This is a genomic window from Diplocloster agilis (genome assembly GCF_019042275.1).
GTDB classification, from domain to species: domain Bacteria; phylum Bacillota; class Clostridia; order Lachnospirales; family Lachnospiraceae; genus Diplocloster; species Diplocloster agilis.
This window is the reverse complement of record NZ_JAHQCW010000001.1, coordinates 327,911-343,260: the sequence shown is the minus strand read 5'-3', so window position 1 is coordinate 343,260 and position 15,350 is coordinate 327,911. Positions and strand designations below refer to the sequence as shown.

The 15,350-nt window shown below is 44.9% G+C and carries 15 protein-coding genes; 10 read left to right on the top strand and 5 right to left on the bottom strand.

Going from position 1 to position 15,350, the window contains the following annotated elements; translation table 11 throughout:
• The first annotated feature begins 339 nt into the window (after positions 1-339).
• The 5 genes from KTH89_RS01460 (at position 340) to KTH89_RS01440 (ending at position 4,559) form a co-directional block, all read left to right on the top strand.
• Positions 340-1,053 carry a response regulator transcription factor gene (locus KTH89_RS01460; protein WP_238720347.1) on the top strand — a complete coding sequence of 238 codons (714 nt, stop codon included), beginning with the start codon at positions 340-342 and terminating at the stop codon, positions 1,051-1,053.
• Entirely contained in the window at positions 1,050-1,967 is a 918-nt protein-coding gene (locus KTH89_RS01455; protein ID WP_238720346.1) for a sensor histidine kinase, read from the top strand. The genes KTH89_RS01460 and KTH89_RS01455 overlap by 4 nt, the downstream gene beginning before the upstream one ends.
• 206 nt (positions 1,968-2,173) lie before the next feature.
• Positions 2,174-3,097: an ABC transporter ATP-binding protein gene (locus tag KTH89_RS01450; protein ID WP_238720345.1), complete on the top strand. Its 924-nt coding sequence runs from the start codon at positions 2,174-2,176 to the stop codon at positions 3,095-3,097.
• On the top strand, positions 3,090-3,824 hold the full coding sequence (locus KTH89_RS01445; protein ID WP_238720344.1) for an ABC transporter permease: 735 nt from the start codon (positions 3,090-3,092) through the stop codon (positions 3,822-3,824). Before KTH89_RS01450 ends, KTH89_RS01445 begins: the two co-directional genes overlap by 8 nt.
• A 9-nt stretch (positions 3,825-3,833) precedes the next feature.
• On the top strand, positions 3,834-4,559 hold the full coding sequence (locus KTH89_RS01440; protein ID WP_238720343.1) for an ABC transporter permease: 726 nt from the start codon (positions 3,834-3,836) through the stop codon (positions 4,557-4,559).
• Between the two features lie 14 nt (positions 4,560-4,573).
• Here KTH89_RS01440 and KTH89_RS01435 read toward each other — a convergent pair whose 3' ends face one another.
• The 5 genes from KTH89_RS01435 to KTH89_RS01415 form a co-directional block, all read right to left on the bottom strand.
• Positions 4,574-5,365, bottom strand: a complete 792-nt coding sequence (locus KTH89_RS01435; protein WP_238720342.1) for a sensor histidine kinase — start codon at positions 5,363-5,365, stop codon at positions 4,574-4,576.
• 116 nt (positions 5,366-5,481) lie between these two features.
• A complete protein-coding gene (locus KTH89_RS01430) occupies positions 5,482-6,219 on the bottom strand; it encodes an ABC transporter permease (protein ID WP_238720341.1) in 738 nt (245 codons plus the stop codon).
• A gap of 16 nt (positions 6,220-6,235) precedes the next feature.
• Positions 6,236-6,934: an ABC transporter permease gene (locus tag KTH89_RS01425; RefSeq protein WP_238720340.1), complete on the bottom strand. Its 699-nt coding sequence runs from the start codon at positions 6,932-6,934 to the stop codon at positions 6,236-6,238.
• A complete protein-coding gene (locus KTH89_RS01420) occupies positions 6,912-7,850 on the bottom strand; it encodes an ATP-binding cassette domain-containing protein (RefSeq protein ID WP_238720339.1) in 939 nt (312 codons plus the stop codon). Before KTH89_RS01420 ends, KTH89_RS01425 begins: the two co-directional genes overlap by 23 nt.
• A 125-nt stretch (positions 7,851-7,975) precedes the next feature.
• The gene (locus tag KTH89_RS01415; protein WP_238720338.1) at positions 7,976-8,662 is read right to left on the bottom strand and encodes a response regulator transcription factor; all 687 of its coding nucleotides are present in this window, start codon (positions 8,660-8,662) and stop codon (positions 7,976-7,978) included.
• Between the two features lie 522 nt (positions 8,663-9,184).
• Here KTH89_RS01415 and KTH89_RS01410 point away from each other — a divergent pair.
• From KTH89_RS01410 to KTH89_RS01390, 5 genes are all read left to right on the top strand, one after another.
• Positions 9,185-9,919 carry a hypothetical protein gene (locus tag KTH89_RS01410; RefSeq protein WP_238720337.1) on the top strand — a complete coding sequence of 245 codons (735 nt, stop codon included), beginning with the start codon at positions 9,185-9,187 and terminating at the stop codon, positions 9,917-9,919.
• Positions 9,920-9,931: 12 nt separating this feature from the next.
• Positions 9,932-11,617 carry a vWA domain-containing protein gene (locus tag KTH89_RS01405; protein WP_238720336.1) on the top strand — a complete coding sequence of 562 codons (1,686 nt, stop codon included), beginning with the start codon at positions 9,932-9,934 and terminating at the stop codon, positions 11,615-11,617.
• A gap of 12 nt (positions 11,618-11,629) precedes the next feature.
• Positions 11,630-12,769 carry a toxic anion resistance protein gene (locus KTH89_RS01400; protein WP_158346786.1) on the top strand — a complete coding sequence of 380 codons (1,140 nt, stop codon included), beginning with the start codon at positions 11,630-11,632 and terminating at the stop codon, positions 12,767-12,769.
• A 225-nt stretch (positions 12,770-12,994) separates the two neighbouring features.
• A complete protein-coding gene (gap, locus tag KTH89_RS01395) occupies positions 12,995-14,008 on the top strand; it encodes a type I glyceraldehyde-3-phosphate dehydrogenase (protein WP_158346784.1) in 1,014 nt (337 codons plus the stop codon).
• 131 nt (positions 14,009-14,139) lie between these two features.
• Complete coding sequence (locus KTH89_RS01390) at positions 14,140-15,330, top strand: phosphoglycerate kinase (RefSeq protein WP_238720335.1); 1,191 nt, start codon at positions 14,140-14,142, stop codon at positions 15,328-15,330.
• Positions 15,331-15,350 lie beyond the last annotated feature (20 nt).

The following is a 15,350-nucleotide window of genomic DNA, read 5'->3' as shown; positions in this document are numbered from 1 at the left end:
ACCAGGAACACGTGATGTGTTCCCGGTTCAGAGGCTCTTGCCCGTCGGACGTGAAGTCCGCCGTGCATCCTGAACCCGGCTTTTCGATTTCACTAAGCGGATACACAGCCCGCCCTATGCGCTCCCAGGGTGACACAAAAATCCCCCGGCTCGGGGAGCACCCGGCAGACATGCGCCCGTCAAGCTTAAGCCTGAAGCGCAGAGCCGTTCCGCCCGGAGGAAGGCCAATCCCATCCCCGATCCTTGCCCTGCATGCTCCGGCTTTGGTGAGAGATGTATTTGGTGGGAGATGTTGATGAAAGGCTAGATTTTGTGGGATAAATAGAGAGGAGTTATGATATGGAAAGTGTTTTGATTATAGATGATGATGAAGAACTTTGTTCTTTGATGAAAAAATGTGTGGAGCAAGAGGATCTTTCTGCTGTGATTGCACATGGGGGGATGGAGGGATTGCATTATTTTGATGATAAGAAATATGATAATTTATTTTCACTTGTAATTTTAGATGTAATGATGCCCGGTATGGACGGGTTTCAGGTGCTGAAAAGAATTAGGGAAACAAGTAATATCCCTGTTCTTATGCTGACGGCAAAGAGCAGCGAGGAGGATAAGGTTTCCGGCTTGCGTTTAGGAGCAGATGATTATTTGACAAAGCCTTTTGGTATCAAGGAATTTATGGCTCGTGTGAATTCGCTTATCCGTCGTTATACTACCTTAAATCCTACTTTTAATGAGGATGAGGATTGTATGGTGTTGAGGGGTATGGTTATTGATAAAGCAAATCGTACGGTTCTGGTTAACCATGTTTCTGTTGAACTTACAAGCAAGGAGTTTGATCTGCTTACTTTTCTGGCTTCTAATAGGGGGCGTATATTTACGAAACAGCAAATTTATACGCAAGTATGGAAAGAAGAGTATGCCTTTGACGATAGCAATATTATGTCATTTATCAGCAAACTAAGAAAGAAAATTGAATCAGACCCCGAACATCCATTTTATATTTTGACTGTCCGGGGCGTGGGCTATCGCTTTAATAAGGAGGCTTGGGTATGAATACCTGTCTGCTTATTCTCCTTGTTTTGGCGCTTCTCCTCATTTTTTGTCTTATTTATAAACTGAAGCATATAAATGAACAAATTTCTTTTATTAAAGATGTGCTTGCCGATATGAAAGCAGGTAATCTGAATCGGCGTATTCTGGTACAAGAAAATGACAGGACGAAACAGATTTGTTATGATATCAACCAAATAGCGATCAATAGCCAATCACAACTGATTCATCAAAAACAGTCTGAGCAAGCATATAAACGGCTAATGACAAGTCTTTCCCATGATGTAAAAACTCCGCTTGCTTCTTTAGTTGGTTATCTAGAGGCTGTCGAAAGCCAACTTGTAACCGGAAAAGAAAAAGACGAGTATATCCATGTTGCACACGAAAAGGCGCAGTACCTGAAACATTTTGTGGAACATCTGTTTGAATGGGTAAAGTTAGATTCTGGAGAGCAGGTTTTCCATTTTGAGGTTTCTGATCTGAATGAGATAACCCGTAACATCATGGCTGACTGGATTTTGGTATTGGAAAACAGCCATTTTGAATATGAGATTGATATACCGGAGGAAGAGTATCCGGTACGAATGGATAGCAACGCATATACCCGCGTGATCAATAATCTGTTGCAAAATGTCATGGTTCATAGTGGAGGAAGCAAAATAATATTGCGGATTGCAAAAGAGCAGCAGCGAGTGAAGGTCATCATAGCTGATAATGGAAAGGGGATTGCCTCCGATAAGCTACCGCACATATTTGAAAGATTATATCAATGTGATCATTCTCGTTCTGCCAAAGGAAACGGTTTAGGTTTGGCAATTACAAGGGAGCTTGTCAATGCGCATAAAGGAACCATTACTGTGAACAGCGCCCTTGATCGTGGAACGGAATTTGTGATATCATTTCCAAAAGCCCTGTGAGAACGCAGGGCTATCTTTTTATTCCATGGGAATGTGCGCCTAGGGAATAAAAGCCCTCCGGTTTATTCCGTAGGAAAGCAAGATAAAAACAAGATTACGGCAAGGTTTTGGCAAGGTTTAGACGTTATAATCTCAATTGTAGGCGGTCATGACATGCCAAAGTTTTGCCATTATTCAAAACAGTAAATGAAAGTGAGGATATCTATATGAATGATACTGTGATAAAGACGAAGCGATTAACTAAAAAATATGGAACACAGACCGTAGTAAATAAGGTCGGTCTTCATGTGCAGAAAGGCCGTATTTATGGTTTGCTGGGGCGTAATGGCGCCGGTAAAACAACGATAATGAAAATGATCCTGGGATTGACCCCGATTACTTCCGGCAGCGCAGAGGTTTTTGGAAGAGAGATCGGCGGAAATGCAAAGAGAATATATTCTCGGATTGGTGCGATTATAGAAACTCCGGGTTTTTATCCCAATTTGACCGGAACAGAAAACTTAGAAATTTTTGCTAGGTTGCGGGGGACCGCTTTTCCCAATGCTGTAAAAAACGCTTTAGAAGTTGTAGGGTTACCATATAAAGATAAAAAGACTTTTGCTCACTATTCTCTTGGCATGAAACAGCGTTTGGGTATAGCAAATGCGATATTGCATGACCCGGAGCTATTGATTTTAGATGAGCCTACCAATGGACTTGACCCTATCGGCATTGCAGAGGTCCGCGAGTTCATAAAGGCATTAAGCGTAGAGCACGGAAAAACAATCTTAATTTCTTCTCATATTCTTTCAGAAATATCAGTGCTTGCGGATGATATCGGTATTATTGATCAGGGTGTTTTATTAGAAGAAAGCAGTATGCGCGAATTAGAAAAAAGAAACGGCAAATATATTTTATTGCAGGTTTCAGATATTCCGAAAACAATACTGATTTTAGAACGTAGTTTTCATGTGAAAGACTATTCCGTTCAGGATGAACAAACAGTGAGAATTTATGATACGACATTAAATATGGGGGAAGTCAACAAAGCTCTTGTCATGGAAGAGATAACCGTCATCAGATCCGGAATTTGTAATGATACCTTAGAAGATTATTTTAAAAAGATTACAGGGGGTGAGGGCATTGCTTAGGCTGGTTCGAATCGAATTTTGCAAGTTACGCCGTAAAAACTCGGTCTGGGTGATGTTAGTATCCGCTTTTGTTATGCCCTTCTTCGCCTTTTTGTATTTTGGCTACTTGGGACAAACAAATATTGACCCCAGATTATTTTATAAGTGGTCGGCTTTTGGCTATACATCATTTATTATACTGCCCTTTATTCTGGGGTTGTTCGGCACTATGCTAATGCACGACGAAAATAGGTACGATATGCTGAAACAGCTTTGGATTGTGCCGGTAAGCAAAATGGGATATTTTTTCAGTAAATTCTTTGTTGTATTGGCGTATTCCATTTGTTTTATGTTTATCAATGCATTTGCTACTGTGTTGTTCGGTGTAATTCCCAACTATGTAGTGGTTGAGTGGAGCAGTATCTTATTTTTATTAGAAAGATGTTTTGAAATTGCTGTTTTGACCGCAATTGCGATCCTTCCTATTTTAGCGGTATCTGCTTCCCAAAAGGGTTATATTTTTCCTATTTGTATTACATTGCTCTATGTGTTTGCCGGATTTTTGATAACACCGGTGAATACTTGGCTGCATCCTATTTCCTGTATCATGGTAATTATCGCAAGAAATGGAGCGGTTCCTGGTATGACGCTTCCGCAAAGCAGTGTGCCGCTTGAACTTTTGAGCATTTGCGTGTGGGGGATTGCTTCCGTTTTATTTGCTAATTTAAGACTAAGCAAGAGAAAGTAAGGTGGGAAAATGAGAATACTACTGTGGGCGGAATTTCAAAAGCTCCGCCGTTCCAATATCATTATGTTTACCATTTTCGCAACTATTTTAATAGCAGTTATTGTTTTAGTGAGTGGAATTACCGGTCAGTTAGCAATAAATTCAGCTGGCTGGTATATGACAATTACACAGGTGTGGGCAACCATGTTTGTACTTCCGGCTGTGATTGCCCTTTTGGGGAGTTATATGATTTGCCGTGAAGAACAGGACGATACCCTTAAATCTTTACAGCTTATACCGGTGAACGAAATAAAATTAACGGTTGCAAAAATGACGGTTGCTTTGCTATTTAGTATCTTAATTTATTTATTGCTCTTTCTGATTACATTTTTGACAGAAGCAGCGTTACATTTTTCGGCATTATCTATGGCGGTATTTTCTGATTTTTTGAAAATGTATCTGCTGGAAGGAATTGGCGTATTCTTTGCGGTTTCCCCTATTATTGCGCTTGTGCCATACCTGAAAAAGAGTTACTGGTTAGCGCTGGTTTTAGCCGAAGTTTATTCGTTTTCGGGACTATTTATGAGTATGTCCAATGCATTAAAAACATTTTATCCTATCACCGCAATATTTGGCGTTTCCGGTTACTATGAAACAACGATTCAAAGTCGCGGCTGCAGTTTGGGCATATTGGTTTTATGCGGTTGTATATCAGCTCTCTTATTAAAAAATTTAAACCACAGACAAAAGGAGTAAAAGGATTTTGGGCTTTAAAGCTTTAGGATTATAATTAGCGTATCCTCTTGTAATTCAGCCTCAACACTGCCGCCTAATTTTTCCGTAAGCGTTTTTACTACGGCAAGCCCAAGACCGGTGCTGCTATTTCTTGACTGATCAGCGGTATAAAACCGGTCAAACAAGCGCAAAACATCTATCTCTGCCGCATTACCCACCGTATTTTTGATTTGGAACGTGATTTTGCTTGCTGCTGATTGTCTGAGAAAGATTTCTAGTGTACCGTTTGAGTAGCGTATTGCGTTTGTCAGCAGATTTTGCAGAATCCGCTCAACCATGCTCCGATCCGAATATAGGAAAACGGAATGCTCCGGCATAGCGATTTCCGGCTGAATATTCTTATGTTCCAAAGCAGGGGAATTTTCGGTAACAAGGTTCATCACTAAATTGGAGAAGTTAAAATTCTCTTTTTGAGGACTTTTCTGCTCTGTGTCCAATACCGAAAGATCGTAAAAGGCTTCGGCTAACTCTTTCATTCGTTCCGCTTTGTTTAGAACGGTTTCAACCCGTCTTTTCTGCTCCTTTGGCATATGTTCTTTGTTTAATAATTGCAGGTGTCCGAGTATGACTGTCAGAGGAGTGCGTAAGTCGTGGGATATGTTGGCAATCGATTCTTTCAAGTGTTCTTCATGTTTAAGCACGCCTGATACTGCCAGTCGTTGTTTCGCATTGTACAGATTCAGTACCCCGGCCAGACGCTCCAAGTCTTTATCAATAAGAGAAATGTCCACCATTTTTTCTGTATGGCCGCAAGTCCATTCTCTCATTTGCTCCGAAAGGCTTCGGATCTGTTTTTTCAATCTGATATGTTTACACAGCAGGAGCAAAAATAGCCCTGCCGAAATCAATGCGAATCCTTCTATGCCGGACACCTCCTCTGCGTTTAGGTAAGGTCACATTTACGAAACTTCGTCCATGCCAGGAATATCAGAATGCTGGCCCATATCCCGGCAATTAGAATAGCCGTTAACTGGAATAATTTTCCCGTACTAACAGCCGTTCTTATTTGATAAATGGGCAAAAAATCCACCGGCAGTTTCAGCATCATACCATATCCAAGGTATAGGCTGAGCACAAAGGTGACAATCACGGTAACGGCAACCGCCTTAACCGAGCTGCGTAAATAGCAGCAAATAAGGATTGCCATAAGAAATGTTGCGCTGTTTAATAAGCAAGAGTAGACAACTGCCTTAAATACATTATAAAATACGATTCCGGCATCCTCTATTCCAAATCTTGAAAATTCTCTTATACACCCGGCAAGCGGATAGATCAGAGCCATGATATGAAAGGCAGACAAATAGGCAATTACTTTACTTAGAAAAATCGCTTTTCTGGAATGTCCGGCGCTAACCTCCAGACCGATCGTCCGGTGGGAAAATTCTTGCCCGAAAATCAGAGACAGGATGCCCGATATGATAATGAGAAGAAAGGTAGAATCATAAACCATTCCATTAAAAATATCCGATAGGGAAGCGGCCGCCCCGCCCGCCGGTCCCATAACTTCCGGAACATAAGTATCTGCTGTTAAAAATCCCAGGAGAAAGATACCGATGATCCCACACCAATAAAAATAATTATGTAATAATTGGTATCTCTCCATTTTCAATAAATTACCCATGCAAAACACCTCCCCGCTATTTTAAATCAGAACGGCAAAATCCAAAGTATGCGAAAAAATATAAAATAAAAATCCATAAAAAGTCTGTCACCATAAACCGCACCGCGCTTAACGGCGGCTGCTGCAAGGACAAAAGGCGAAGCTGCCCCATTGGCAATAAGCTTGTGACCAGCCGCGCATGTTCCCCGTTCATCAAAAAGATCATCAGGAAAAAGATAACCATAGGAACCACTAACGTTCTCCCTATGTCCCGGAAGATAAAGGAAAATAGAAGCGGAAGCATGCACATAGCCAATACGCAAACCACAATCAAAATCGTGCGGATACATACAGGACCGGTAAAGCCAACCGCTTCGCCGAGGAAAAGAAGACCGGCCAACCCATGGATAAGAAGCGGAAACGCCAAAATTACAAAACAGGCAATTTCATACACCAAAGTTTTCACAAATAACACACAGCCTCTTTCCTGCCCGGCGCTTATATAGGAATACAAGGTTCTCTGTTCAAAATCATTTCCAACGAATAACGCGGCAAAAACGATTGTCAAAAAATAAAGCAGCGGGATATTATACAAAGACGCCAAAAACAGATTAGCGGTTTCCCCATAACTATCCAACAACAATATACTGCTTAACAAGAAATTGAACAGTCCTATCCCCCAAAAATACCGGCTATGGAAAAGCTTATAAAATTCAGCTTTCAGGAGATTGGACATATTTCATTCCTCCTATCTTCCCTAAAAAATAATCTTCCAAGGTATCGCCGGATATGGATAACCCCGTAACAAGAATATGCGCATCCGCTAAAACGGCGGCAACCCGTTCCACATCATTCAGATAATCATACAAACGAATCGTATCATCTGACACAAGCATAAAATGATCCGTACCGAGTTTTTCTTCCAAAACCAACAAAGCTTTTTGCACATCTGCGGTCTTAATTGCGATATGCCGTTTACACCTTTCGTTTAACTCATGTTCAGAGATTTCTTCTATGATTCTGCCCTTATCAATCAAAAGAAACTCGGATGCAGTCTGGTATAATTCCTCTAAAATATGGCTGGAAATCAAAATCGTCATCCCATATTCTTTATTCAAGGATTTGAGCAGATTTCTAACCTCCACGATACCGGCAGGATCAAGCCCATTGACCGGTTCGTCCAAGATTAAAAATTCCGGCGTATTCAAAAGTGCGATCGCGATACCCAAACGCTGCCGCATACCCAAAGAAAAATTGCGGACACTTTTTCTTCCGGTATCCTTTAAACCAACCATTTCCAAAGTTTTATCAATGATTGCTTTATCGGGAATACCTCGCTGAATACGCTGCACCTCCATATTCTGATATGCCGTCATGGCAGGAAATAGCGCCGGCGTTTCAATCATACACCCAATCCGTTTCCGTTGCTCCTGAAGCTTTGCCATCCCCGTCTTTCCCCACAAAGCCAAAGTACCGCCGCTGGGAAACGCCAGACCAGTGACTAACCTCAAAAAAGTGGTTTTCCCCGCCCCGTTCCGACCAATAAATCCATAAATCTTACCTTTTTCAATCTGTAAGTTAATATGATCTAAAGCGATGGCGTGCCTATATTCCTTTGTCAACTCCTGTGCCTCTAAAATAACAGAACCCATGACCAAAACCTCCTTTACTTCCCCCAGTATAAAGAAAACCCCTAAAGAAATTCTTAAATGATAACAAAAAAACATAAAGAAAACATAAAAACATAAAGAAAACATAAAAACATAAAGCCAAGGGATTACCCCTTAGCTCTATGCAAACGATAGCCAATGCCCCAGACAGTATCAATAAATTCCTTCTCCGGGCAAAAACTCTTTAATTTATTCCGCAAGTTGCTGATATGCACATTCAAAGTGTTATCCTCAGTGCCATACTCCATGCCCCAAACACTCTGAAAAAGATTTGCTTTTGAAAAAACCTTATCCGGATACTTCATCAGCAGTTCCAATATAGAAAACTCCTTCGCCGTCAAGGATAATTCCATCCCCCGAACAAAAGCCGTATTCTTATCAACATCCAATACCAAATCCTCATATTGTAACACAACCTGAGAGCTATCCTGAAAAAGCACCCTGCGCAGGTTACTCTCTATTCTGGCAAGAACCTCTTCCATATCAAACGGCTTTGTAATATAATCATCCGCGCCCAGCCGCAATAAATCAATCTTATTCTGTGTCGTCTCCTTGGCGGAAATAACAATAACAGGAATCGTAAAATACTTGCGTATATCCGAGAGAACAATATCCCCGCTCTTATAGGGAAGCATAAGATCCAAAATCAGCAAATCAATTCTATTCTCACGCAGACAATCTAACACATGAAGGCCGTCATAATGACAAAAAACCTCATACCCGTTATCCTTTAAAAAACCAGCCAGCAAACCATTGATTTCCAAATCATCTTCCACAATCAAAATCCTTTGCATCACAATTCACCTCGCCTATGACTCTATCCATTATACATTCCCTTCCCTTTTTTCTCAACAAAGAACTAGCCACTACTATATAAGTAAAGTAAGTAAAGCATATATCTGCCAATAAGCCTGCAACAAAGCAGGGAAGAGAGGGCTGCGGCGCCGGACCGGCGGGGGGAAGCTCGTGGGGCCAAATCGCTTGAGGACGGGCCTTAGAACAGGTTACGCAGATGGAGGGAGAACCTCGCAGGGCCTGGAACACTGTACGAGCCGTACTCTGGCGAGTTTGTTCCAGGCCCTGCCAATAAGAGGTTCTCCCTCCATCGGAGTTACCTGTTCTTAGGCCCATCCGAAGCGATTCGGCCCCACGAGCTTCCCCCCGCCGGTCCGGCGCCGCAGCCCTCTCTTCCCGGACCCCTACAGACTCCCACCCAGAAAAATTTAGGTTGTAATGTTTTTAGGGGTGCTTTATAATTGAAAACATAGTAAGTCCGGTATTCGGATACGGGAGAAAAGCTTCAGGGAGGTCTTGAATTGTCGCAGAAACAGATCATTAAGCTGGTGTTTTTGAATTTGGGGATTGTGCTTTTTAATATCGTCGTATTCTCAGAGGGGATGTTAAACCTGTGGGAGAGCGAAAGTCTGATCGTGCGGGCCTTGTGTATTACGATTGTTGTGGTGAGCCTGCTCGTTTTTTGTTATGGGAATTACCGGATTATATTTAAGGGGAATAAGACACAGATTTACCGGAAGGAAGAATTCGCGAAGCCGGAGGACTATCTGGATGTGCTTAAGGACTCAGAAAAGAGGACCTTTGAGGATGAGACGGATCATATGGAGAAGTGCATTGAAAAGATGATGAAGAAGACGGAGGTGCTGAACGTCATTCTGCTTCAGTATTTTACGGAGGGGGAGATGGCTTATCAGCAGTTTCAGAATGCGATCCGGGGCGCGTCGGAGATCTTCTATGATAATGTGAAGAAGATGATTAACCGGATGAATCTGTTTGACGAGGAGGATTACCGCAGCGCGCTGCGAGGAACGTCGGGGAAAGCGTCGGAGAGCGCGGCTAGGATCCTGGAGATCTGCAAGGAACATATCGATTATGTGCACAGTACGATAGACATGAATGAAGATATACTGTTAAAGTTAGACGGGCTGATCCTGGAGATCTCGAAGTTAGATGATATTGACAGCGGTACATTGGAAGAACTGCCGGCGATTCAGGAGATTAACAGCTTGATTGAGCATACAAAATATTACAAGTAGAGGAGAATAGGCATGAAGAAGAATAAGGGTATTGTGATCATTGCCGCGGTTGGCATTCTGGTATTCGCGGCAGTACTGGGCGGTCTGTTCCTGACCAGGAATCTGGGAAAATCATCGTCCGCCATATCCCAGGAGTCCGCGGACAAGAAGCTTGAGAAGATGGTGAAGAAGATCGAGGCAAAGGAAGTGCCGGCCAGAAAAGAGGCGGTGGAGTTAAGCACCACTTCCCTGCAGGATGAACTGCCGGATATTAAGACCTATCCGCTGACCGTACAGCCGGCGACGGATCTGTACGTGGAGATCATGTCTTCGCCGGAGAAGGCGGGAGACGGAACGGACGGATGGTTTAACGAAGTGGCGCAGAAGTTTAACCAGCAGGGGTATGAAGTAAACGGGCAGCCGGTTTCGGTGGCAATCCGCAACGTTTCTTCCGGAACCGCGGTGGAATATATTTCCTCTGGAAAATATGTGCCGGATGCCATTTCTCCTTCCAATACGTTTTGGGGTGAGATGATCAAGGCCGAGGGAGTGCCGGTGGAAATGCTTACGGACCGGCTGGCGGGGAATGTGGCCGGCGTACTCTTAAAAGAAGACAAGTACAATGCGCTGATGGATAAGTATGGCGCGATTAATATGAAGACGATTACCCAGGCGACGATCGACGCAGAGATTATTATGGGGTATACGAATCCGTTCGCCAGTTCCGCAGGTCTGAATTTCCTGGTTAACACCCTCTATACATATGATAATAATAATATTTTAAGCGATGCGGCGGTGGAAGGCTTTAACAGCTTCCAGACAAATATCCCGTTTGTCTCCTACACTACGATGCAGATGCGGGACGCGGCGGAGTCAGGCGCGCTGGACGGCTTTATTCTGGAATACCAAAGCTACGCGAACCTGCCGGACCTGAAGCGGGAATATATTTTCACTCCGTTTGGCGTACGCCATGATGAGCCGCTGTACGCGGTGGGTACCTTATCGGAGGATAAGAAACAGCTGCTGAACATGTTCAAGGGTTTCTGCCTGACCGATGAAAACCAGAAGCTGGCCTCGGAGTACGGATTTAACAATCTGGATGAGTATGTCAGCGAGACGCCGGAATTTGACGGGGACACGCTGATTAAGGCCCAGAAGCTCTGGAAGGAAAATAAGGACGTGGGGACGCCGATCGTGGCCGTGTTCGTCATCGACATCTCCGGCAGTATGGACGGGGCGCCCCTGAATATGCTGAAGGAATCCATGATCAACAGTATGCAGTATATTAAGTCGGACCATTATGTGGGAATGGTTTCCTATAATAATGACGTGTATGTGAATCTGCCGGTCGGACAGTTCGATCTGAACCAGCAGGCATATTTTAAAGGGGCGATTTCCGACCTGATCGCAACGGGAGGCACCGCTACCTTTGACGGCATCGCCGTCGGCGTCGATATGCTGGAGAAAGCGCTGACAGAACATCCGGACGCGAAGCCCATGTTGTTTGTGCTAAGCGACGGAGATTCCAACACGGGTTATAATCTGAATGACGTCCGGGATATACTGGAGACCTATGCGATTCCGGTATATACGATCGGCTACAATGCGGATATCGCGGCGCTGGAGAAAATTTCCTCTATCAATGAGGCCGCCAGCATTAACGCGGAGACGGAGGATGTAATCTATAAGCTGAAAAACTTGTTTAACGCACAGATGTAGGAGGGTGAACGGATGGCATTTTCAATGGAAATACCGGATACAAAGGTGATCGAGAAAGAGGTGGTGCAGGAACTTGCGCCCACGCAGGAGAAAAAAGAGCTGATCCTGGATGTGGCAAAGCAGAACGCGCAGGAAGCGCTGGCGGTAGATCTGGGATCTTTGGCGGACAGAAGAAAGTACGTGGATTCCATCGAATCCTTTGGCATGGATGTGGTCACCCAGTCCAGAAAGAAGAACGAACTGCTTCAGGTGCGGATCGGGGAGCTCAGCAAGATGGGGTCTCAGAACGGGGAAGTGGTTACCGGACTGGTGGAACTGCAGCAGAAGATGAAGGAGCTGGACCCGTCGGCTCTGGATTTTACCAGAGAAGGGGTGCTGGGCAAGATATTTAATCCGATCCGGAACTATTTTGCCAGGTTCCAGAAAGCGGATGACATGATTCACGATATCCTGGAATCCCTGGAAAAAGGAAAGAATATTCTGAAGAGGGACAATACCACCCTGGAGATCGAGCAGGTGGCCATGCGGGATCTGACGATCAAGCTGAATCAGAACATCGAGCTTGGCATCCGGATGGACGACGCTTTGACGGAAGAGATCGACAACGCCAAGGCGGCCAATATGGAGGCGGAAAAGATCAAATTTGCCGAGGAGGAGATCCAGTTCCCGCTCCGGCAGAAGATTATGGATTTCCAGCAGCTGCTGGCGGTGAATCAGCAGGGAATCGTAGCGATGGAGATTCTGCGCAGAAATAACAAGGAGCTGATCCGCGCAGTGGAACGGGCGCAGAATGTGACGGTGTCGGCGCTTCGGGTTGCGGTGACGGTGGCCTCCGCCCTGTATAATCAGAAGATCGTGATGGAAAAGGTGGAAGCGTTAAATAAGACCACCAGTAGCATGATCGCCAGTACGGCCCGGATGCTGAAGGAACAGGGAGCCGAGATCCAGCAGCGTTCTATGGAAGCCAGCCTCTCTGTGGATGATCTGCGGTCCGCGTTTGCGGACACCTTCGACGCGTTTGACGCGATCAACGCCTATAAGCAGCAGGCGCTGCCGCAGATGAAGAACGTGATCGACGGGCTGAAAAACCTGACCGACTCCGGGGAAAAGAAAATCCGGCAGATGGAAGAGGGAAACGCACTTATGCAATAATACCGGAGAAAGCGGTAAAAAGGCCAAAGGATTCTGCGGATTCGCCAATCTTCGGTGAGTATTCAATTATTTTTAAATAGCACTTGAATTTTCTGGACAAATTATGTAGAATATCAAATAGGTTGAGATTTCTTTAACAATCAACTTTGATCGTTGGAAACTCAAAAATTCACTGTTGCTTCACACGGTGAGGGTAATTAATAAACTTTAGGAGGAATTAAAACTATGGCAGTAAAAGTAGCTATTAACGGATTTGGACGTATCGGTCGTCTTGCTTTCAGACAGATGTTTGGTGCAGAAGGTTATGAAGTTGTTGCAATCAATGATTTAACCAGCCCCAAAATGTTGGCACACTTATTAAAATATGATTCCGCACAGGGAAGATATGCGTTAGCTGACAAGGTTGAAGCAAAAGAAGATTCCATCGTTGTTGACGGCCATGAGATCAAAATCTACGCAAAAGCGAATCCCGAAGAGTTGCCTTGGGGCGAGCTGAGTGTAGACGTTGTTCTGGAATGTACCGGTTTCTTTACTTCCAAAGCAAAATCCGAAGCTCATATTAAAGCTGGTGCCAGAAAAGTTGTTATCTCTGCTCCTGCAGGAAACGACCTTCCTACCATCGTATACAGCGTAAACGAAGACACACTGAAAGCAGAAGATACGGTTATCTCCGCTGCTTCCTGTACCACCAACTGCCTGGCTCCCATGGCAGATACTCTGAACAAATTAGCGAAGATCAAAAAAGGTTATATGACCACGATCCACGCTTATACCGGAGATCAGATGACTCTGGACGGACCTCAGAGAAAAGGCGATTTAAGAAGAGCCCGTGCCGCAGCTGTGAACATCGTTCCCAACTCCACCGGCGCTGCAAAAGCAATCGGCCTTGTTATTCCTGAGTTAAACGGCGTATTGGACGGCTGTGCACAGCGTGTTCCGGTTCCCACAGGTTCCCTGACTCAGTTAGTAGCAGTTTGCGAAGGCGTTGTATCCAAAGACGACATCAACGCAGCTATGAAAGCAGCAGCTTCCGATTCCTTCGGATATACCGAGGACGAGCTGGTATCCTCCGATATCATCGGAATTACCTATGGTTCTCTGTTTGACGCTACCCAGACCACCGTTATGGATATGGGAGATGGCAACACATTAGTGAAATGTGTATCCTGGTATGATAACGAGAACTCCTACACCAGCCAGATGGTTAGAACCATCAAATACTTCTCTGAATTAGCATAATTATCCGTCGGAGAAACGAATATCAATATATAAGATCCGATTATGGGTCCGGTCTAACGAAGGGCCGGACCCGTTTTTCGGTTTTATTACCTACTAAAACGTAAATTTTGCGATTCGAGGAGGAATATACTATGTTAAACAAAAAATCAGTAGATGACATCAACGTAAAAGGCAAGAGAGTTCTCTGCCGCTGCGATTTTAACGTACCGTTGCAGGAAGGAAAGATCACGGACGAGAACCGTCTGGTAGCCGCTCTGCCCACGATTAAGAAATTAATCGCCGACGGCGGAAGAGTGATCCTCTGCTCTCATCTTGGAAAACCGAAGGGTGAGCCGAAGCCGGAATTATCCTTGGCGCCGGTTGCCAAGAGACTGACCGAGCTGCTGGGTCAGGAAGTAAAATTTGCCGCTGATCCTGAAGTAGTAGGACCCAACGCAAAAGCTGCCGTGGAAGCCATGAAAGACGGCGATGTTTTATTATTGGAAAATACCCGTTACCGCGCGGAAGAGACTAAGAATGGCGAAGCCTTCAGCAAAGATCTGGCTTCCCTGTGCGACGTGTTCGTAAATGACGCGTTCGGTACCGCTCACCGTGCGCACTGCTCCAACGTAGGAGTTACCCAGTATGTGGATACTGCGGTTGTAGGTTATCTGATGCAGAAAGAGATCGACTTCCTGGGCAACGCTGTGGACAATCCGAAGAGACCTTTCGTAGCGATCCTGGGCGGCTCCAAAGTCTCCAGTAAGATCTCTGTTATCAACAACCTGCTGGATAAAGTCGATACCCTGATCATCGGCGGCGGAATGTGCTATACCTTTGCGAAAGCGCAGGGCGAAGAGATCGGAAAATCCCTGGTTGAGGACGATTACCTGGATTACGCAAAAGAAATGATCGACAAAGCAAAGGAAAAAGGCGTGAAGTTATTACTGCCTGTAGATACCGTAGCGGCAAAAGAGTTCTCCAACGACGCTTCCTTCCGTGTGGTAGAAGGCAGCCTGGCGGCAGACGAGATGGGCCTGGATATCGGACCGAAGACGCAGGCTCTGTACGCGGACGCTTTAAAGGACGCTAAGACAGTGGTATGGAACGGCCCCATGGGCGTATTCGAGATGTCCAACTTCGCAGCCGGAACCATCGCGGTAGCCAAAGCTCTGGCTGATCTGGACGCAACGACCATCATCGGCGGCGGAGATTCCGCAGCAGCGGTTAACCAGCTGGGCTTCGGGGATAAGATGACCCATATTTCCACCGGCGGCGGCGCATCCTTAGAATTCCTGGAAGGCAAGGAACTTCCCGGCGTAGTGGCGGCTAACGACAAATAATAGCAGATCTGAAAGATAAA

Coding starts and splice junctions, on each gene's coding strand:
- KTH89_RS01460 (WP_238720347.1), top strand. CDS start 340: ATGGAAAGTGTTTTGATTATAGATGATGATGAAGAACTTTGTTCTTTG.
- KTH89_RS01455 (WP_238720346.1), top strand. CDS start 1,050: ATGAATACCTGTCTGCTTATTCTCCTTGTTTTGGCGCTTCTCCTCATT.
- KTH89_RS01450 (WP_238720345.1), top strand. CDS start 2,174: ATGAATGATACTGTGATAAAGACGAAGCGATTAACTAAAAAATATGGA.
- KTH89_RS01440 (WP_238720343.1), top strand. CDS start 3,834: ATGAGAATACTACTGTGGGCGGAATTTCAAAAGCTCCGCCGTTCCAAT.
- KTH89_RS01435 (WP_238720342.1), bottom strand. CDS start 5,365: ATGAGAGAATGGACTTGCGGCCATACAGAAAAAATGGTGGACATTTCT.
- KTH89_RS01430 (WP_238720341.1), bottom strand. CDS start 6,219: ATGGGTAATTTATTGAAAATGGAGAGATACCAATTATTACATAATTAT.
- KTH89_RS01425 (WP_238720340.1), bottom strand. CDS start 6,934: ATGTCCAATCTCCTGAAAGCTGAATTTTATAAGCTTTTCCATAGCCGG.
- KTH89_RS01420 (WP_238720339.1), bottom strand. CDS start 7,850: ATGGGTTCTGTTATTTTAGAGGCACAGGAGTTGACAAAGGAATATAGG.
- KTH89_RS01415 (WP_238720338.1), bottom strand. CDS start 8,662: ATGCAAAGGATTTTGATTGTGGAAGATGATTTGGAAATCAATGGTTTG.
- KTH89_RS01405 (WP_238720336.1), top strand. CDS start 9,932: ATGAAGAAGAATAAGGGTATTGTGATCATTGCCGCGGTTGGCATTCTG.
- KTH89_RS01400 (WP_158346786.1), top strand. CDS start 11,630: ATGGCATTTTCAATGGAAATACCGGATACAAAGGTGATCGAGAAAGAG.
- gap (WP_158346784.1), top strand. CDS start 12,995: ATGGCAGTAAAAGTAGCTATTAACGGATTTGGACGTATCGGTCGTCTT.
- KTH89_RS01390 (WP_238720335.1), top strand. CDS start 14,140: ATGTTAAACAAAAAATCAGTAGATGACATCAACGTAAAAGGCAAGAGA.